Consider the following 19,296-nt stretch of genomic DNA (forward strand, 5'->3'; position numbering starts at 1 on the left):
TATTATTTTATTATTCAAGATTATTCCAGTATCGTTTATTCCGCGCGTTCCAATGAAATCGCGTTTACGGGACAATTGCTTTTACAGATGGCGCACCCCCAGCAATTCTCTCTTTCAAAAAATACCTTCCCTTCCTTTTCAATAAAAGCCCTGAAATTACAAATGGAGGTACATTTTTTACAATTGACGCAACGACCTTCATCCCAAACTATATTGTAGAGTTTCTTGGGCCAGAAGCCCCTTGCTCCGATCATCCGCGACGCTCGAATCGGATAACAACAACAGCCGTCGCAGTTACAAATTGCCCGTCGTAGCTCCGAGGTTTGCATCAAGCCGTTTTTGTTGGCGAATCTCAATAACTCTTTCGCTTCCGCTTTGGTTAGGGCTTGACCGTGGCCTCTGTCCCATTCGGAGTTGATCCCTTTCTCGAAAAGGACGCAAACGTTTCTGGGTTTCTCGCAGTTCATGGCCACGCTCTTGCAGTTACATGGAACTCTGTAAGGGTCGTGTTCTAACTTGTCGATGATGTCGAAAGCCTCGTCCAAAGTGACGAAATAGGCGTTTTCGATCAACTGTTCCGGCAACTGTTCCGGGTTTTTTCGCACCACCTCCAGCCTGGAGCGCGCGCCTTCCGCGTAGATCTTCACGTACCACGCGTCCATCGCCTCGCGGTGGGGCCTAGGAATGGCAGTCCACGCGTCGGGCTCGTACTGAGCAAAAAACGCTAGCCGCCTGTAAAAATTCGCCGTCTGAAACTTAACTTGACCATCCTCTTTGACTTTGTTGAAGACTGCTCTCGAATACGCTTCCGCAATGAGTTTCGTCGGATTAGCGGTCAGAGGGCTCAAAAGCGTTTGGAGTTCCTCAGGCAGGTAAGCGGTTCTGCCCATTGTCCGAATAGCGGCGATTTCCTTCACGCTCAAAAAATCGGCAACATACGCGCGCCCTTCCTCCGGAACCTCAAAGACCTCGATGACATCCTCATACAAAATCTCACCTTCTTCGGCTATATAAGAGTTTTTATTGACATACTCCCACGACTAAAGTCACGGGATTCTAAGATCAACAAAGACAGCCGACTGAAACCGGTCTTATGTCTTCTCTTTTAAGAGTGGATGCTCCCGAGCTCTGATAAGATCTGATAAGAGTGGATGCCCCCACTCTGAGGATATTTACAGCCGCCTTGATATCCCGATTGATATCCCGATATGATATCTCGATTGATATTCCGGTCGTGTTCCGCCCCGCGTCTCGCGTTGATAACGATTCTTTTCAGTCCATCAATCCGATCATTTCTTCGGCCAAGGCGCGAACGCGGCCGGAATGAATCAGTTCCCTACCCCACTCCATGTCTGGGGAGACATAATGATCTTCCGTCATGAAAGGGGCCCGCTTCCTCACCGCTTCACAGAGCGCGCGTCCCGTCGCGGATGGGGCCAAATCTTTGCGTTCGCGCAGCTCCAACGCCTGCGCGGCTGTTAATAACTCGTTACCCAGAACGTACTCCAACAGACGCACGACATCCCGCGCTTTGAGGGCCGCGTTGTAACCCATGCTGACGTAATCCTCCTGCATGGCGCAGGTGGGGACAGCATCGACGGTTGCCGGGTGGGCCAGCATACGCATTTCTCCCAACAGTCCCGCGGAGGAATATTGAACGATCATGAATCCGCTGTTTGCCCCGGCGCTGGTCGTCAGGAAGGCAGGCAGACCGCTGACGTGCTCGTTGATCATGCGGTCCGTCCGGCGCTCGGAGATTTTCGCCAGATAACAGGTCGCGACACACAGGGAATCCGAGGCGATTCCAACAAAACCCGCGTCGGCGTTGCAGGCACTGATGGCCTCGCCAGAGGGGTGAATGATCGGGTTGTCGTCGCAGGAGTTCAGCTCGTCCTCAATCGCCGTTTTAGCGTCGAGAATCGTCTTACGCGCCGCGCCATGGGCCTGAGGAATACAGCGCAATGAAAGAGCGTCCTGAAGGTTTTCCTTTCTCGCTCCGCTGAGGATGGCGCTGTCAGCCAGCATCTTACGCAGGTGCTCCGCCGTCCGCCACTGGTGCGGTTGGCGTTTAACGGACATGACGCGTTCATCGAAGGCCTCGGTGTTTCCGATCAGGGCTTCCAGCGTCAGAGAAGCCACAGCGTCGGCGCTGGACAGGGCGTTCAGCGCGTCGTACTCCGCCAAGGCGGCCAAGGCCGTCGCAGAGGTACCTCCACTGATGAGGCAAAGCCCTTCTTTATAACTGAGCTGCACAGGAGCCAGTCCAGCGAGTGCCAGAGCCTCTCCGCCGTCGAGCAGTTTTCCGCTGTCACCATAAAAAGCCTTTCCTCTGCCCAGAAGCACGAGGGCGATGTGGGCCTCGACGCCGAGGTACCCGACGGAACCATGAGCGGGGGCCCAGGGCGTGACTCGCGCGTTCAGCAGATCGGCCAGGCGCTCCAACAGAGAGAGGCGCGCGCCGCTGTAGCCGGTACCCATGTTAGCGAGCATGACGAACATGACGGCGCGTGTCGCCTCTTCGTCTAACGTTTTTCCGACAGTTGTGCAGTGCGTTAGGAGCATCTTAGTTTGGTAGTCCATGGCCTCGGATTCGAGAACGACACGTTTGACGTTCTCTCCCAGCCCCGTGGTGACGCCATAGATGCGCCGGTTTTCCGCGACGAACTTTTCGACACGTTCGCGGCATTCCCGGACGCGCTTCTTGAAGTTTTCGTCGAAGGACACCTTCGCGCCGTGACGGGCGACGGCTATCAGGTGACGGAGCGAAATTTCGCCGCCCAGGACGACTTCCCCAATATTGTCCGCTCTGTTCATGTTCGGGCTCCTTTATTCATCTTTCTGTCCCAACATCGCGTGTTCATCTTGAATTTACACCCATTTTGAATTTACACCCATCTTAAATCTACATTCATCTTGAATTTACATCCCTTTTGAAATAACCCAGATTTTCCGAGAAATCGCGATTTTCCGCAAAAACAACACGGCACCGAAGCCGCATGCTTCTCTCTGCGAATCCCCCTTTGAATCTCCCTCCTTTACGGCGTCCATCGCCACAAATGCTAAACTGTATCACTGTACAAACGAAAGAGGATCTCCAAGACGCAAATTGAGGAAGAGATCAATAAGAAAGAAATGCTGTATCCTGTACATCGCATGATAATTCTACACAAATGCGTTGTCAAGTGACAAAATATAAAGGTGAAAATATCGAAAACATGTGGAGGAACACACAGATGATGCTCTATCGTTCGGAACCATTGAGAAAACAGGTCTACGATTACCTGAGGGAGCTGCTGATCTCCGGTCGACTCAAGGCGGGGGATTTCATCAATCAGGCCGAGCTAACCGCCAGTCTGGGAATCAGCCGGACGCCTTTACGGGATTCGTTGATGCAGTTAGAGGCCGAGGGGTTCGTCTCCATCATTCCCTGCAAGGGCGTGCGCATCAATCCTCTGACGCGGAACGCGGTCAGACATATTTATCAGATCTCCGGCGCTCTAGAGGCTGTGGCTTTCGAGTCCGTATTTCACCTCGTCACGGAAGAACGTCTGAATAAGCTCGAAGAGCTTACCCGCGAGACGGAAAACCTGATGAGCGCGGACGATTTCGGCCTGTGCAACGAGAACAACGTCGCCTTTCACGAGACGATCCTGGAGTTGTGCGATAACGAGGAACTTTTGAAAATGCTGCGTCGCAGCCGTCAGAGACTTTACCATTTTCCCGGCGTTAAAACGCCGGACCTGTCCACGGCGGTTGCGAAGCTGGCCTCATGGGAGCGGGAATATTGGGTGCAACATCACAAGATCATCGATCTTTTCTGGAGGGGGACACCACGGGAAATGGCCGATTATATCCGCTACGTCCACTGGGGCTTTGAGGGAGTCGAGGACCGTATCATGCTTTTCTATCGGATCGCGAATGGTGGAGTCAACGAGGTAATGCCAGAAACTTAAGTCAAAAGTAATTGTTCAAGCTCAGGAATCGTGCGGAAGGGGTTTGAACGGTTATGAATATTTTTTTCATAATGGAGTATATTTGCGCTACTTATTGCAACAAATCGCGGTAAACTTTTATCGGCACTTTTGCGAAATTTATCATCACTCATTCTCATCGGCCGGGGTGTTTTTACGATAAAGCGATTCTCATCCAACGGCTGAAGCCGTTGGATGAGAATCGTAACGCCGCCAACGGTGACATTTGTTTTGTATTTGATTTCTTGCCATATGTCTATTTTTATGTTAAACTTTTTTTATGGCTTATCAACGCGAGATGCGGGGTGGAACATGATCAGGATATTAATGTGGCTCTAAATATTCTAAGAGTGGGGGCATCCACTCTTAGGCATCCACTCTTAAAGGAGAAGACGTATAGAAGACGTATAAATATAAAGGAGAAGATGTAAGACCGGTTTCAGTCGGCTGTTTTTGTCGATCTTAGAATCCCACAACTTTAGTGATAGGAGTATGTCAGGGATTTTTCCTCTTGGTTTATGGATTTTTCCCCTCGATTTATGCTACAATGTAAGCGTTGATGTTCTTGAGTTCTTGAGTTCAAAGTTTTGGTCGTTTTATATTTTAGGAAGGGGTTGTTTTGGTAGTGAAGAAGTTGGTGTTATTAGCGTTGTTAGTTGCGACGGCAGTATGTTCTGCGTTGCCCGCCTTGGCATGGGACCCCGAAAAGCAGAAGAATCTGGGACAAGATCACGTTAAAATGCAATGGTATCTTTTGGACTACGGCATCAGGAGCGAAGTTCCTTTTGCCGTCGCCAGGAAATACTACACAAACGAATCTATCAAGCAGCAGACTATTGATCTCTTGATGTCCAAATTTGGGATCACTCCAGACGTTGCGGGCAGTCTCTACTTTACCGAGTACGAGTACGAATACACGAAGGACGGAAAGCAGTTCGCGGTGACCTATCTGCGCCATTACGATATGCTAGGGAACGAAATCTACGGAACTGTTTACGACGGCGCTTCCGAGGCAACGAAAAAGGTTTTCGCGGCGGTGGACCCCAAGACCACTCCGGGTAAGGGTGTAGCACTGGCTCTGCCGAAACCCGCCCCGAAAGCTCCCGTGAAAAAGAAATAGTCCGGTGCCGGACCTGTCAACCGATGTGGAGCCGAAGAGGAGCGTTCCTCTTCGGCTTTTTTGAACCCCAAAATCCCGTGGAGGTGTAGAAAGTGCGTATCATTCCCTACCGTAAAGTCTCTGACCTCGATCCCTTACTTCGAGATTTTTTAGGCAAAGAGACGCGCTTTATTGTGCCGTCGCGCCGCGACCGAGAGTGGTGGAGGCTACGGGCGGGGCTGCGGGATTTTGGGCTCGAACCGGATAGCGAGACGCGTCTCTGGAACTGGGAGGACCTTTTTAACGATATCTGCGCTTTTCTCGATTCACCCATCCTGCGTCAGATCGATCCTCCAGACCACCGCCTGATTCTCTCTTACCTCGTTGCCGAGCTGCTGAAAGAAAATCAAAAAGAGAATCGGGAAGGGGATGCCCTGCCGCCGCTGCTAAAACTTTGGCCCGGCTTGGCGCGCCCTGGATTTCTGGACATTCTCTCCGACGACATTCGGGAGTTGCTTAATGAGGCTGTTTCCGTGGAGCAACTCTCTGTCACGGTCTTCGACGACAAGCCCACTTCGAAAGTTCTTCCTTGGCTTTACGGACGCTATCTCCTGTATTTGCGTCACAACAGGCTGCTGGACAGCGCCCAAATTCCCTTGAAGGCTCTAGAACTGCTCGAAAACAGCGGAGAAATGGCGGAGGACTGGGGGCGGAACAAGCGCTTCGTTTTTGCCGGCTTCATGTCCTGCACTCATGGGCAATTTGCCTTGCTCCAAAAGTTGGAGAAAATTTCTCACGAGGAACTGGTGCTCCTCAAACCCGCGACGGAGCTAGTGGATTTCCAAGACGCCACGCGACAGTTCAAAAGTCAAGAGAACACTTGGGAAGACGACCCTCCGATAATGCCTGGTGTTGTTGTCTCTCTTTCCATTTCGGAACATTCTCTAGAGCCTGAACTGGTGGCGCGGACCTTAGCTTTGTGGCAGGCAGGGACAGGAGTCCTCGCGACTTTGACACCGCCCGAAGGAGAAGAAAAAGAAGGAGAAGAAAAAGAAAGAAAAGAGGGGCGAACCCTCTTTCCCGGTTTTGGGGTCATGGGGATTTCGACTCCGCCTCACCGCATGGCAGCCTTGGAAGCCGCGCTTCGCCGTTACCACATCCCCTATTCCTTGGCGCGTGGGCGTAGCATCGCCCAAACCTTTTTAGGAACAACTCTAACTTCTCTGTGGACGACCTGGGTTCAAGGATTGAACTCCTATGACACGGCGCTTCTGCTCGCCCAACCTTGCCTTGGGGGACCAGGGTTTTCCATCGACGGCGCCGTTCGCGCCGGACCGCGGGGCGTCAAGGAATGGGCAGCCTACTTGAAGCAGGCTGCGAAAAATGCGGTCCATCAAGAAGAGACTAAAAATGCCAAACGCGCCCTCAAGGCCTTCAAAGCCCTGACGAAATTTTGCCTTCTGGTAGATAAGGGCGCTTCGCCCTCAAGGCTTTTAGGCGCGTTCCACTCCTTTCTGACCATGCCGGGCCTTTGGGTGGACGCTCTGGCCTGCCTCCCGGAGAGCAACCCAGACCTGGATGATAGCCTTCGAGAGCTGGTCGCCTCGGTGGAGGAGGTAGAGGATAAGGGTTTGGCCTTGCGTGAACTACAACCCGACCTGGGCCCCGCGGGCAAGGTCCTTCTCCAAGGCAAGGAGGCCATCGACTTCTTGCAAAGCTGGTGCGAGGAAACGCTGGTTCAGCCCAGCCCTCCCCTAAGGGGCGCGGTTGTTCTTTACGACGGACCGCCTCCCATTCTGGCCTCTCACTCTGTGTGGATTATAACTGACGTGACGCAGAAAAACTGGCCCGGTCTCATTCGCTCTTCCCCCCTCTTGGATGCTTCAGAGCGGGAAGCGATGGTGTCAGTATCCGCCTATTTGCCCTCCATACATGACAAATACACGCAAAAAGAAGCCCTTTTCCGTCGCTTGCTCCAAACGGGAGATAACTTGACCGTGACCTCCCACTCCACCACCGATGAGGAAGGGCGACCCACTAACGTCACGTCGTTTATGGATTCCTTTTTCACGGACATGAAAGTCTGGGAACACCCCGTGATACCCACTGTGGGTATCGGAGGCCTTACGCCGGGGCGCAGTGAAGCCTATTTCCCCGCTATCGAGGTGGAAATATCGGAGAAAAGAGAACGGGCCATGCCTGTGGCCCAAGGTTCGAGGCGAGGCGCGGAAGCCCTTCGATTGCCCGTCAGCGGCCTTTACAACTTGTTGGACTGTCCCCTGCGCTACTGGCTGGAACGGAATGCGAGGCTGAAAGAGCGTGACACGAAGCTCTTCAGCAAGGCAATGGCGGGGCAGTTAACTCACAAGATCTGGGAGGCGATCTGGCATACCCAGCAAAAAACGAGTGAGACTCTTTCCTTTTTGACGGCCGAGGAATGGCGAAGAGCTTTATCTCTAGAGGCCGATTACTCTGCTTTTGAGGTTTTGCTGAAGGACCGACGGCTGGAGCGCCACAGGAAGAATATGGAGTTTTATCTTCAACGCCTGGCTCATACCCAGCAAGCTATCTTAGACCGCTTAGCCGCGTGCGGTCTGCGCCATCGCTTGGTTTCAGCGGAGACGGAGCTGCCTCCCTACCAAGTGGAAGGCGTGATTTTTACGGGACGCTGCGACCGTGTGGAGGTTTTCGAAGACGGCAGTGTCGTCATTGTGGACTACAAGTGGGGACGAAGCGCCTCTTACGAGAAAGGACTGGCAAATCTGGCCTCTCGTCGCCATTTCGCCGCGCAGGGAGATGTTTTAATAGGAGATGGCCTGAAACGCGAGTCCTTCAAGTATGGCCTTCAGCTCTCGGCCTATGCTCTGATGTATGCTATCGAGCACTCGGAGGGTCAAGTGGCGGGAGTGGGTTTTTTGGGGCATGGAGACGGAACTCTCGCGGGAACTTTCGCGCCTCCCGTGGCGGGGTGTTATCTGCCGAACAAAAAAACTTCCGTGTCCCTACAAGAGCGCAAAGAAGAAGCCCTCGCGGCCATGAAATGCGCGGCGGCCCTGTTGAAGTCCCAACGTTACGAGCCCTGCTACGTAGCGGAGTCCTGTCGTCACTGCGGCGTCAAAGGCGTCTGCCGTAAGGGGGAGCTACGCGGCGACACCCTCCCGATGGCGGAAATGGACATGGAAGACTGGGAAGAGGAACAACAGTTATGAGGCTATAAGACTGGTGCGTTACATTCGGTAGCGAGCCATCAAATATTCATCCATGTACGCCCCATCCCGGATCGCGGCAAATTTTTTTATCCCTTCGACGACAAACCCCATGCTTCGATAAAGCGCGATAGCTGGCTCATTATCGACAAAAACGCTGAGTTCGACTCTTTTCAACATCAGCCACTTATCGGCAAGATCAAATATTGCGGTCATCAAAGCCCGCCCTACTCCCTGCCTTTGGTGATCCGCGTGGACCATGATACCGAGTCCCGCGGTGTGGTTTTCGCGGGGCATTTTTGAAACGGTAAGCCCAACGCAGCCGACGACCCTATCATCGACTTCCGCAACCAACATGTGGTCATTGGGAGAGAGATTCCTGATCAGCGCCTCTGTATCCACTACGCGCTCGCTTATTATTCCTAAAATGGTTTCTCTGACGCCATCCATTATGCGCATACGATTCATATCCGCCGCGTCCTCGATTTTGATCGCTCTAATATTCATTAAAATTCACCCCATCATCTACAAATGTTCAACAAACTTCATTAAATTTCAACAAACTTCATTAGATTTCATCAATTTTCATTGTTGAACGTTCCCGTCATTAGCTTTTTGCAGAAGGACGCGCGATGAACGGGAGAAAGCCCGATGGCACAGATGATTTTCCGATGGGCTTGCGTTGGGTACCCCTTGTGATGAGCAAAACCGTAGGCGGGATAAAGTCTATCCAGAGCGACCATAACACGATCCCGCAAGACTTTCGCGACCACGGAAGCCGCGGAGACGACGGGTACGAGAACATCTGCAGTTACCAATGGAAGTTGTTCGAAAGGGAGATTGGGAATTTTGTAAAGGCCGTCGATGACCACCAGATCGATGGGAAAAGGCAGCTTACAAACGCTTTTCTCCATCGCCCAGAGAGAAGCCCTACCCACGTTGAGCCTGGCGATGGAAACGACACTAGCGGCTTGAGCCCGCCAAGTAACGCCTAGCTCGCACATCTTTAGGAAAAGCGCGTCACGCCTTCGGGGCGTCATCAGCTTGGAGTCCTTGAGCCCCAGTCTCAAGAGTTCATCTTTTTGAGTATCGGTCAGTACCACGGCCGCGGCCATCACGGGCCCGGCCAGAGGCCCACGGCCCGCTTCGTCGGTCCCTGCCACGGTTCCCCCGAAGTCCTTCAAAAATTTCAGCTTTGCCGCGGAGTCCATAAAGGGTCGCCCGGCAACTCTAAAGTTACAGGTCCCAGCTTGCCGGCGGCAAAGGAGTCCACCAAACGCCGCCCCGCCAATGTCATATTCACGGCTCCTCCCCCCACCAAGCAACCTAACCGGCGACCAACGCGTTCAAGGGTTGTTTCGACGGGTTCGGGAACGTCGCCGTTGAAACCTTCCGGATCCGGCAGGTTCCACGTTTTTTCGGCGAGACGCCACAGGTCTCGCTCTCTCAGAAAACGGATCAGCTCCAGTGCCGTGACCTCGTAGCCTCCCACAACCTCCGCTTTGGCGCAACCCAGCCAGGACAGCATCCGATGAACACCCGGCTCGGAACGGGGATTGAGGATTCCAGGAGAGTCCACGACCAGGAAACCGTTGCCCCGATACCAACTGACGTCGCGGGTAACGCCGGGGATTCCTCCCACCCGCGCCCGGGACTTACCCACTAGCATGTTCAGAAAAAGGGACTTGCCTACATTGGGAATACCCACTACAGCCAGCCGAAGCTCCCGGTACGATGGCGCGAGATACGACAAATCTTTCCGTAAAGGTTCCAGGCTATCCTTGCGCAGATCGAAAGTCCAGATGTTTTGCTTTTGTTTAGCGAACTCGTCTAGCCAGAGATGGAGCCGTCGCGGGTCGGCCAGGTCTTTTTTGGCAAGCACCAGTGTCACAGGCTTTTGGCGCAATAGGGTGGTGATCAGGGGAGAGGATGTAGAAAAAGGCGCGCGCGCATCGCGCACCTCAATGACGAGATCCAATTTGTCGATCAATTCGCCTAACTTACGTTCCCCTTTAGCCATGTGGCCGGGAAACCAGACAGTTCTACCACTCATGCGGCGTCAATTCAATAATCTTTTCTGTTTTAGCTTTAGCGTTTTTAGCGAGGAACGCCAATGCGAGTCAGAGGCCAATAGCGAAAAAAGGCTGGTCCATGAATGTCTTGTTTCGGCACGTAACCCCAGAAACGACCATCTTGAGAGTTCGGCCGATTGTCACCCAAGGCGAAATACTTGTCCTCCGGAACGACGAAAGGCACTGTTGGGTAAAATTTATTTGGCCTCATCGTGTAATGGTCTTTGTTGACCACGTAAGGTTCGTTCACGGAAGAACCATTGATGTAGACGACACCGTTTTTGATGTCCACGATATCGCCGGGAATGGCGACGATGCGTTTGATAAAATCACGCGTCCGGTCCTCAGGGTATTTGAAAACGTAGATGCTGCCCCGAGAGGGAGTCGTAAACCAGTTCCAGAACTTAGCCACCAATACCCTGTCCCCTACCTGAAAGGTAGGCAACATAGATCCACTGGGTATCCAGAAAGCCTGCACCACAAACGTCCGTATGATCGCGGCCAATACGACCGCCCATATGATCGTTTCCAGAGTTTCTCTCCACCAAGGTTTCACCACTTCAGATGCCACTCTTGAAAAGCCTCCGTTCCCTTTTTCCGATTCGGAAAAACGTCGTTCCGATAACAATATAACTCTAACCCCCATAATAGGCAAGCGCAAACATTCAATCAAGCTCAGGGGGCGGAGCTTGATTGGGGTTTATTTCCCTATTTTCCTACACAGAATCGGCTGAAAACGTTATCGAGAAGAGCGTCGTCGTAACTGAGTCCTAGAAGACGTTCCAAACACTCTCTAGCCGCGGCCAGGAGACCAGCGATGATGTCCTGGCCGGCTTCTTTCGCCACCGCGGTCTCGGCCTCCGTGACGGCGAGAAGTGCCTCCCGGATCTCTGAAAGCTGCCGGGCCGTGACGTTGAGGCCGGAGTCCAAAGCTCCGCTTCCCGACACGAGGGCGAGAATACTTTCTTTCAAAAGGTCCAATCCTTCCCCGGTTTTGGTCGAGAGCGACAAAACCGGACTCTCCGGAGAGAGCTCGTGAATATCCTCTTCCGTGACAGATTCTTTCGTGACAGATTCTTTCGTGACGGATTCTTCCGTAACGGATTCTTTCGTAACGATGGAGAGACAGCCGGATTGTTTCAAGTCCGACTTGTTTAACACGACAAGATGATCCTTCTCGCGGAGACGATCAATATAATCGCGCTCGTCCTCGTCCAAGGGCAAAGATCCATCCAAAACCCAAAGACAGATATCCGCGCGGCGTAACTCCTCCAAGGCCCGTTCAACGCCGCCGGCTTCCGCCTCGTCGGCGGGCGCCCGTAGCCCCGCCGTGTCCACAAGCCGGATGGGGACTCCTCTATACGTGATGGCTTCCTCAATCACATCGCGAGTGGTCCCTGGAAGCGCCGTGACAATGGCGCGGGATTGTTTTAGAAGAGCGTTCAGAAGAGAGGATTTGCCAACATTGGGCCTACCGACCAGAGCAACCCGTATCCCCTCCCGCAGCAACAACCCCACCGAACAACGGTCCAACAGATCCTCTAGGCTCAAGCGGAGCGTCGCGATAGAGTCCATTAACGCCTCGTCCGTTTTGTAAGGGGTTGCTTCTTCGGGAAAATCTAACCCCACTTCGAGAACGCCTTGAAGGTCTAGCAACTCTTCGCGAACCTCAGCCGCGAAAACGGAAAGCTCTCCAGACAAAGTGCGAGCCGCCGCCCGTAGTGCCTCTTCGCTGCGGGAGCGGATGATCCCTAGCACGCTTTCCGACTGAGAAAGATCAATACGGCCGTTCAGAAAAGCACGCTTGGTAAACTCCCCAGGTTGGGCCAAGCGCGCGCCCTTACGGAGCAAATTTTCGAGACAGAGTTGAGCCACTAAAGTTCCCCCGTGGGTGTGAATCTCCACGACGTCCTCACCTGTATAGCTCCAAGGCGCGGCGAAATACACCACCAGTACTTGATCAATAACGGCGCCCTCTCCGTCCACAAGAGAGGCTAAACGCATAAAACGGGGAGGAGGGAACTCCAACCCTGTCTCGAACTTCAACATCGCTTTGGTCAGATTTACGGAACCAGCTCCCGAAAGCCGAACGATAGCGATTCCGGCTTCGCCCCAAGCCGTAGCGATGGCTACGATCGTGTCACTGCCGGACACCGGCCGCTGCTCCGTGCTTTTGTATCCAGTCTGTCGCCTCTTGTTTGCTGGCGACGAATCCCGTTCCCACCGCTATACCCAAGTCATTCAAGATTTCGCCAATCACCTTACCGGGCTTGATATCGAGAATTTTCATCACTTCGTCGCCACTCAGGTAGCGTTGATTGCCGTTGGCACGTCGGCGAGCCTCATCGAAGCGCCGGATGACCTCGCCCAATTTCCACTTATTAGCGGCCAGTACCTCCATGTTTTTCTGCCCGTCCGCCTCGGAATTACAGATCGCGAAGTCCAGGATCATCTCTACCGCCTCACTGCCATATTTCAAAACATCTTTACACAACTGTTCTTCCGTTTTAGCGACATAGTTCTGTCGGTAATTTTTAACGATGGCCCTCACGGTTTCTATTGTTTCGGACGGAACGTTCCACGCTTTCAGGTTCCACGTGGCGATTTCGGCTGCCTTGTTTGAGTCGGTGAACTGGCCCGCCTCTGATCCCACGTGATGGAAAAGCATCGCCAAAGAAAACGCCATATCGTTTTCCCTGCGTTTGCGCGCACCGAGAAAATCTTGAGCAATACTGAGCATTTTCAGCGTATGATCGAAGAGAGTCGTTTCCTCGCCGTTGATCTTGATTTTTTTCAATTCTTCGAGGGCGTTTAGGAAAAGGGGCAAAAGACGGTACCGGTCACACAGGTAGATAAAGTCATAAGGCCGGCGTCTCATTCCGTTCAAGATCTCGCGCCCCCATCGTTCGGCTGGGGTTTTCCCGATCTGTTCGGCGCTGCTCGTCACGAAAGCGCGCACCGACGACTCGCTTTTCCAAAAAATATCCATGTCCAACTCCGCTGCGAAACGCAACATACGCACAATGCGTATGGGGTCATCCTTTAACAAGTCCACGTCATCGTTGGTCAAACGGATCAACGAGTTACGAATATCGTGGCGTCCGTTGAAGGGGTCCACAAAACTATCGTTGCCTCGTATCGCTATGGCGTTCATGGTGAAATCGCGTTTCGCGAGATCTTCCTCGATGGTTGGGCCACGGATACAGGAGACTTCAACTTTATGTCCCAGGAGAGAAGTTCGCAAAACAGGAAAATCGGTTCTTCCTACCACTCCCTCTCCTAAGGATACCGCCAGTGCCTCCAAGTCGCAGGGTTCAACGACGATATTCAGATTTGAGGGGTAAATACCCATCACAACTTTACGCACGGGGTCGCCTACGAGCCAAGCCTTCACGCCCGACGATTCGATAGTTTCAAGAGCGCGCAGATACGTTTTCATCACTATCCCTCCGCGTATCTCAGTATTTTGACTCTACATCGCAGTTTACATCAAATATTTCAGAATTGCCATCTATAACATCGACGAAATAGAGTAATTTAAGATAAAAAACTAAAGACGGTCGTCAATCCCCATTCATATTAGATCACAATATATTATATTTTACGATAAAGCGATAAAAAAGCCAACGGCTGAAGCCATTGGATGAGAATCCTAACGCTGCCAACGGTGGCGTTTGTTTTGTATTTGGTTTCTTGCCATATGTCTACTTTAATGTTAAACTCCTTTTATGGCTTATTAACGCGAGATGCAGGGCGGAACACGACCGGGATATCAATCGGGATATCAAGGCGGCTGTAAATCTTCTCAGAGTGGGGGCATCCACTTTTAAAGGAGAAGACGTAAGGAGAAGACGTAAGACCGGTTTCAGTCGGCTGTCTTTGTCGATCTTAGAATCCCACAACTTTAGTCGTGGGAGTATGTCAAGAAAATAGATTCGCTCTTATTTTTCGCTGTTTATTGTGATCTTTGATCATAAGTCATAAGCGGTTGGATTCAAATTGGGTTCACATTGAAACGGAGAGGTGTTTATGTTGGATTGGAACAAATTGGAACAAAACCTGATCGCATTGCGGCGAGACCTGCACAAATATCCAGAAAGCGCTTGGACGGAGTTCCGTACCTCTTCCCTTGTGGCCGAACGCCTGGAGAAGCTGGGCTATGAGCTAGCGGTGGGACTGGATACGATAGAACCTTCGGCAGTCATGGGGCGTCCCCCTCAGGCGGAGATCGACAGTCACGTGGAGCGCGCGAAACGACAAGGAGGCAACCCTGAGTGGATCGACAAGCTTAGGGAATACACAGGCGTTGTGGCAACCCTTAGGACCGGGAAACCCGGACCCGTCATCTCTCTTCGCTTCGACATGGACTGCGTCGACGTAGACGAAACGAAAATTCCCGACCATCGTCCGAACAAAGAAGGGTTTGCCAGCGTCAACGCTCTGTTGATGCACTCCTGCGGTCATGACGCTCATACCACCATAGGGATCGGTGTGGCCGAGGTTTTGGCGAAAAGAAAAAATGATCTGGTTGGGGAAGTCCGGCTGATCTTTCAACCCGGAGAGGAGGGTTGCCGTGGAGCCTACGCTATGACGCAAAAGGGTGTTGTTGATGGATCGGATTATTTCCTGGCCATGCACATCGGCAGCGGGCTTCCCAGCGGCACGTTCGGGCTCAATTCGCTGGGTTACCTTTGTACCACCAAATTCGACGCGGAGTTCACCGGCCGGTCGGCTCACGCCGCGGGCGCGCCCCACGAGGGGCATAACGCGCTTTTGGCCGCGGCCGCGGCCGCCATCTCCTTACATACTATCGCTCCCCATCGAGACGGCCCTATGCGCATTAACGTAGGAGTGCTGAACGCGGGAACGGGACGCAACGTCATCGCCGAGAAGGCCGTCATGAAGGCGGAAACCCGTGGCAGTACCCAGGAGATCGCCGATTACGTTTACAAACGGGCTCTGGAGGTCTTGAAAGGCGCGGCCACCATGTATGAGACCGAGGTTGTTGTGACTCAAACTGGCGCGGGAACCACCGCCGCGGGAGATGCCCCCCTTGTGGCAAAGGTCGGAGAGGCGGTAAGGGCGTCGGGGCTTTTCCAAGAGGTTCGCGAAACCGTCCAAGGCGGGGGCAGTGAGGACGCGACCTGGATGATGCGTCGCGTGCAGGAAGCTGGTGGGCAGGCAACTTATATGGGTTTGGGATCGGATATCACCGCGCCCCATCACAATGGTTGTTTCGACGTGGACGAGAGCAGCCTGCTTCTGGGCGTCAGAGCCCTTGTCGCCATTGTGGAACGACTCCTAAAGCCTTAGAGAATATTGATAAAACCCCAATATTGATCAAACCCATAGGAAAACATTATAATAAAAGCATTATAATATTCTCGATTTTATGATCTTGTTTTGGGCTATGCTAGCTTTAGTTTTTTATTTTAATTCGCTACAGGAGGAGTATGACATGAAGAAAAACATCGGGCCCAAGTTGGGCATTTACCCGACTCCCGTGGTTGTGGTCGGGACCTATGACACAAATAACAAGCCAAACCTGGTGACTTTGGCTTGGGCGGGTGTCTGTTGTTCAGAGCCTCCGTCGGTGCAAATTTCCATCCGTAAGAGCCGTCACACTCACCCGGCGATCGTAGAACGCAAGGCGTTCAGCGTGAACATACCCTCGGCAAAGTATCTTCTGGAGACGGACTACGTGGGCATTGTTTCGGGCAAGGACGCCGATAAATTTAATGTCACGAAATTGACCCCTGTCCGCGGGGAATCGGTGGAAGCGCCTCTGGTGTTGGAGTTTCCCATCTCCATGGAGTGTAAGCTGACCCACACACTGGAGCTTGGAAGTCATGACCTGTTCGTGGGGGAAATCGTAGCCTGCTGGGTAGCGGAAGAGGTTTTGCTCGGCGGTGGCAGGCTGGACTCGAAGAAGATCGACCCCCTCGTTTTTACGCTCAGCGGTGAGTATTTTGGGATCGGCGAACTTTTGTCCAGCAGCCACGGGGTCGGGAAGAAATTAATGGAAAAATAAACGGAGACAGACGAATCAAAGTTGACGATACGCCCCGCGAAACGGGGCGTATCGTGACAAAACAGGCATTAATCCTAAATAGCATTAATCCTAAATAGTGGACGGAAAGCGTTTCGCTGAAAAACTCAGCCGCTTACCAGCTTCAACTTACCAGCTTCAACAGCTCGTCTAAGCTCTTTTTACCAAAAGCGGGTTTGCCGTCGTTTACGATGATGGCAGGAACGCTCATGATCGAATGCCTGTTCTTGAAATCAGGGAAACGCGACACGTCGATCATTTCAGCCTCGATCAGCGGATTTTTGAGCGCGATCAATTGTGACGCGGCTACCACGTCTGGGCAAAGCGTGCAAGAAAGGGACACGCCGATTTTGATGTTGGCTTTGTTCTTCAGCGCCTGGATCTTTTTTAGCGTGTCCTCGCTTACCCCTTGTCCGGGTCCTGCGGCGTTGTAAAGGGCGAGAATGAAGGAGTTAATTTCGTGCCCGCCGGGTATACCGTGGAACTGCACGCCCATGTAGGCTCCGTCCGGGCCCAGGAGGGCGAACGTGGGGAAGAGAGTGGCGTTGACCTGTCTTTCCCTCTCCGGGGCCTCGCCTTTACGCAAAAACTCGATTTTCACCTTGTCTGTCAAAGCGCTGAACTCCGTCAGAAATGCCTTGATTTCCTCATTGAAGTTGTTATTGAAGTTGTTATTGAAGTTGTTATTAGAGTCGCCGCCGTCATCCAAAAAGGCCACCAGTCCGACCTGATTTTCAAAGCGCTGGAAAATAGGCGCCAACTGCTCCCGAAGCTCTTCGTCAAAAAAAGAATCCATCAATCGCGGGACGACATGCTCTTCATCGGACAGCCCCAGCCGTTCCTTCTTTTGCGCCACGTACTTTTCGGCGCAGGTGGCCGCTAGAGCGCCGTCCGAGACGGCGGTGACCAGTTGCCGAAGCTCTTTCGGACGAATGTCTCCCGCCGCGAACACTCCGTCCACGTTGGTGCGCATGTTCTCGTCGGTGGGAATGTAGCCTCGCTCGTCGAGCCGAAGCTGTTGGGCGTATTCCGCGCTTTGAGGCACGTACCCGACGAATACGAACACGCCGAAGGTCCGCGCGTTGCCCTGCTCGTCGTTTGGCGCGTCATAACGCCAAGTTTCACCAGAACGATTGTCGATGAAGGTGGCATATCGAGGAACGGTGTCCCCTCCCACCTCCAAAAGTTCCGCCTGAAACCGAACCTTGATCTTGGGGTGCGCTAGGACCCGCTCGGCAATGGTTTTGGAGCAGGTGAAATCTGGTTCTCTGGCGATGACGGTCACTTTTTTGGCGTAGCGCGTCAGGAAAATCGCTTCCTCCGCCGCTGCGAACCCCGCTCCGATCACAAAGACATCCATGCCGGTGAAAAACTCGCCGTCACAAGTGGCGCAGTACCCGATACCGTGTCCCCTGAACTCCTCCTCGCCCACAAAACCCAGCTTCCTAGGCACGGCACCGGTCGCGACGACCACGGCCAGTGCTTGATATTCGCCATCCACGGTACGAATTTTTTTGATGTCCTGCGTAAAGTCCACTGACTCCACCACGGCCCGCAGAAACTTCACACCAAAGTTTTCCGCCTGCTTGCGCATAGTTTGCCCCAGTTCGTCGCCCGATACGCGCAGGATGCCCGGGTAATTCTCCACCTCGGACGTGATTTTGATCTGTCCTCCAGATCGATCCCGGTCGAGCACAAGGGTCTTGAGCTTCGCGCGCCCGGCGTAGATGCCTGCGGCCATTCCCGCGCTGCCGGAACCGATGATAATCAGGTCGTACAGATCATTCTTCATGTTTTACAGCTTTCCGACCAGATCTAGGCTGGGCTTGAGGGTTTGCTCACCGGGCCGCCACTTCGCTGGACAAACCTGGTCGCCATGCTCCGCCACAAACTGCGCGGCCTGCACCTTGCGCAATAACTCGGCTGCCTCACGACCGATGCTGGTGTCGTTAACCTCGTAAGACACGATCTTTCCCTCAGGATTGATGACAAAGCTGCCCCGCAGCGCCATACCTGAGTCTTCGATGTAGACCTCGAATGCTTCCGCGAGCTTCGCGGTGGGGTCGGCCAGCATAACGTACCGTATCTTTTTGATGGTGTCCGAGGCGTCATGCCACGCTTTGTGCACGAAATGACTGTCCGTGGACACCGAGTAGACCTCACAGCCGATTTTCTTAAACTGCTCGTAATGATCGGCCAAGTCGCCCAGTTCGGTAGGACACACAAAGGTGAAGTCGGCCGGGTAGAACACAAAAACCGACCATTTGCCCAGGATGTCCGCCTTGGTGACCTCTTTGAATTTTCCGTCCGCAAAAGCTTGTACTTTAAAATCTCCAATTTCTTTATTGATGAGCGACATGTCGTTCCCTCCTAATTTTTTAATAGAAAATGTTTTAATTTTTTAATAGAAAATGTTTTATCATGATCGGCGCAATGCCGAATCCGCCAAATGAAAATCGCTACTTACCCAGCCTTTTGACAGGCCTTGCAAACTCCGCTGAATATCATCACCCGGCTTTCCACTCTGACCCCCGTGCACGCCTCCACCGCCTGGTCGATCTCACCAACGAGCCCTTCCGAAACACTTCCGTCGGTGTCGAAAATGTGCCCGCAACGAACACAAGCAGCATGATAATGTTCATGGGCATTCGGGTCAAAGCGATCAGGCGTTTCTGGAAAGGACAGCCTCAAAAGCTCCCCGTCCTCAGCCATTAGACTCAGATTACGATAAACAGTGCCGAGGCTGATCTGCGGGCAGTCCTTTCTCACCTCCTCATATACCTCCGCCGCAGTCGGATGGTTGAGCCGCGAGAGAACGCCCCCAATCGTCTCTTTCTGCGCGCTGTAACGCCTAGGCACATTTCCGCCCCCTCTTTTCATAATAGTAATCATTACTACT

The 19,296-nt window shown here is 52.9% G+C and carries 16 protein-coding genes; 5 read left to right on the plus strand and 11 right to left on the minus strand.

Going from position 1 to position 19,296, the window contains the following annotated elements; genetic code table 11:
• Positions 1 to 35 precede the first annotated feature (35 nt).
• Both LBJ36_07200 and LBJ36_07205 read right to left on the minus strand, forming a co-directional pair.
• Positions 36 to 989, minus strand: a complete 954-nt coding sequence (locus LBJ36_07200) for a 4Fe-4S binding protein (GenBank protein MDR1378824.1) — start codon at positions 987 to 989, stop codon at positions 36 to 38.
• 283 nt (positions 990 to 1,272) lie between these two features.
• Positions 1,273 to 2,814, minus strand: coding sequence for an aromatic amino acid ammonia-lyase (locus LBJ36_07205; protein ID MDR1378825.1), 1,542 nt, complete (start codon positions 2,812 to 2,814; stop codon positions 1,273 to 1,275).
• A gap of 419 nt (positions 2,815 to 3,233) precedes the next feature.
• Between LBJ36_07205 and LBJ36_07210 the strand changes: the two genes are divergently transcribed.
• From LBJ36_07210 to LBJ36_07220, 3 genes are all read left to right on the plus strand, one after another.
• Positions 3,234 to 3,953 carry a GntR family transcriptional regulator gene (locus LBJ36_07210; GenBank protein ID MDR1378826.1) on the plus strand — a complete coding sequence of 240 codons (720 nt, stop codon included), beginning with the start codon at positions 3,234 to 3,236 and terminating at the stop codon, positions 3,951 to 3,953.
• 643 nt (positions 3,954 to 4,596) lie between these two features.
• Positions 4,597 to 5,091 (plus strand): hypothetical protein, encoded by a 495-nt coding sequence (locus LBJ36_07215; GenBank protein MDR1378827.1) that lies wholly within the window; start codon positions 4,597 to 4,599, stop codon positions 5,089 to 5,091.
• 92 nt (positions 5,092 to 5,183) lie between these two features.
• A complete protein-coding gene (locus LBJ36_07220; GenBank protein MDR1378828.1) occupies positions 5,184 to 8,279 on the plus strand; it encodes a PD-(D/E)XK nuclease family protein in 3,096 nt (1,031 codons plus the stop codon).
• 18 nt (positions 8,280 to 8,297) lie between these two features.
• Here the strand turns inward: LBJ36_07220 and LBJ36_07225 are convergent, their stop codons facing one another.
• The 6 genes from LBJ36_07225 to LBJ36_07250 form a co-directional block, all read right to left on the minus strand.
• Positions 8,298 to 8,783: a GNAT family N-acetyltransferase gene (locus LBJ36_07225; GenBank protein MDR1378829.1), complete on the minus strand. Its 486-nt coding sequence runs from the start codon at positions 8,781 to 8,783 to the stop codon at positions 8,298 to 8,300.
• Between the two features lie 71 nt (positions 8,784 to 8,854).
• Entirely contained in the window at positions 8,855 to 9,487 is a 633-nt protein-coding gene (locus tag LBJ36_07230) for a ribonuclease HII (protein ID MDR1378830.1), read from the minus strand.
• Positions 9,466 to 10,329, minus strand: coding sequence for a 50S ribosome-binding GTPase (locus LBJ36_07235; GenBank protein MDR1378831.1), 864 nt, complete (start codon positions 10,327 to 10,329; stop codon positions 9,466 to 9,468). The genes LBJ36_07230 and LBJ36_07235 overlap by 22 nt, the downstream gene beginning before the upstream one ends.
• Before the next feature lie 44 nt (positions 10,330 to 10,373).
• Positions 10,374 to 10,919, minus strand: coding sequence for a signal peptidase I (gene lepB, locus LBJ36_07240; protein MDR1378832.1), 546 nt, complete (start codon positions 10,917 to 10,919; stop codon positions 10,374 to 10,376).
• A gap of 137 nt (positions 10,920 to 11,056) precedes the next feature.
• Positions 11,057 to 12,502, minus strand: coding sequence for a tRNA uridine-5-carboxymethylaminomethyl(34) synthesis GTPase MnmE (gene mnmE, locus LBJ36_07245; protein ID MDR1378833.1), 1,446 nt, complete (start codon positions 12,500 to 12,502; stop codon positions 11,057 to 11,059).
• The gene (locus LBJ36_07250) at positions 12,489 to 13,787 is read right to left on the minus strand and encodes a hypothetical protein (GenBank protein MDR1378834.1); all 1,299 of its coding nucleotides are present in this window, start codon (positions 13,785 to 13,787) and stop codon (positions 12,489 to 12,491) included. The genes mnmE and LBJ36_07250 overlap by 14 nt, the downstream gene beginning before the upstream one ends.
• Before the next feature lie 590 nt (positions 13,788 to 14,377).
• Here LBJ36_07250 and LBJ36_07255 point away from each other — a divergent pair.
• Both LBJ36_07255 and LBJ36_07260 read left to right on the plus strand, forming a co-directional pair.
• Positions 14,378 to 15,661, plus strand: coding sequence for an amidohydrolase (locus LBJ36_07255; protein ID MDR1378835.1), 1,284 nt, complete (start codon positions 14,378 to 14,380; stop codon positions 15,659 to 15,661).
• A gap of 145 nt (positions 15,662 to 15,806) precedes the next feature.
• The gene (locus LBJ36_07260) at positions 15,807 to 16,379 is read left to right on the plus strand and encodes a flavin reductase family protein (GenBank protein MDR1378836.1); all 573 of its coding nucleotides are present in this window, start codon (positions 15,807 to 15,809) and stop codon (positions 16,377 to 16,379) included.
• A gap of 142 nt (positions 16,380 to 16,521) precedes the next feature.
• On the opposite strand, the gene LBJ36_07265 is transcribed toward LBJ36_07260, so the two are convergent.
• The 3 genes from LBJ36_07265 to LBJ36_07275 all read right to left on the minus strand — a co-directional run bounded on the left by LBJ36_07265 (position 16,522) and on the right by LBJ36_07275 (position 19,256).
• On the minus strand, positions 16,522 to 18,189 hold the full coding sequence (locus LBJ36_07265) for an FAD-dependent oxidoreductase (GenBank protein MDR1378837.1): 1,668 nt from the start codon (positions 18,187 to 18,189) through the stop codon (positions 16,522 to 16,524).
• 3 nt (positions 18,190 to 18,192) lie between these two features.
• Complete coding sequence (ahpC, locus tag LBJ36_07270; GenBank protein ID MDR1378838.1) at positions 18,193 to 18,756, minus strand: peroxiredoxin; 564 nt, start codon at positions 18,754 to 18,756, stop codon at positions 18,193 to 18,195.
• A 104-nt stretch (positions 18,757 to 18,860) separates the two neighbouring features.
• Positions 18,861 to 19,256, minus strand: a complete 396-nt coding sequence (locus LBJ36_07275) for a transcriptional repressor (GenBank protein MDR1378839.1) — start codon at positions 19,254 to 19,256, stop codon at positions 18,861 to 18,863.
• Positions 19,257 to 19,296: the final 40 nt, after the last annotated feature.

It is taken from the genome of Synergistaceae bacterium (genome assembly GCA_031267575.1).
Lineage (GTDB): Bacteria > Synergistota > Synergistia > Synergistales > Aminobacteriaceae > JAIRYN01.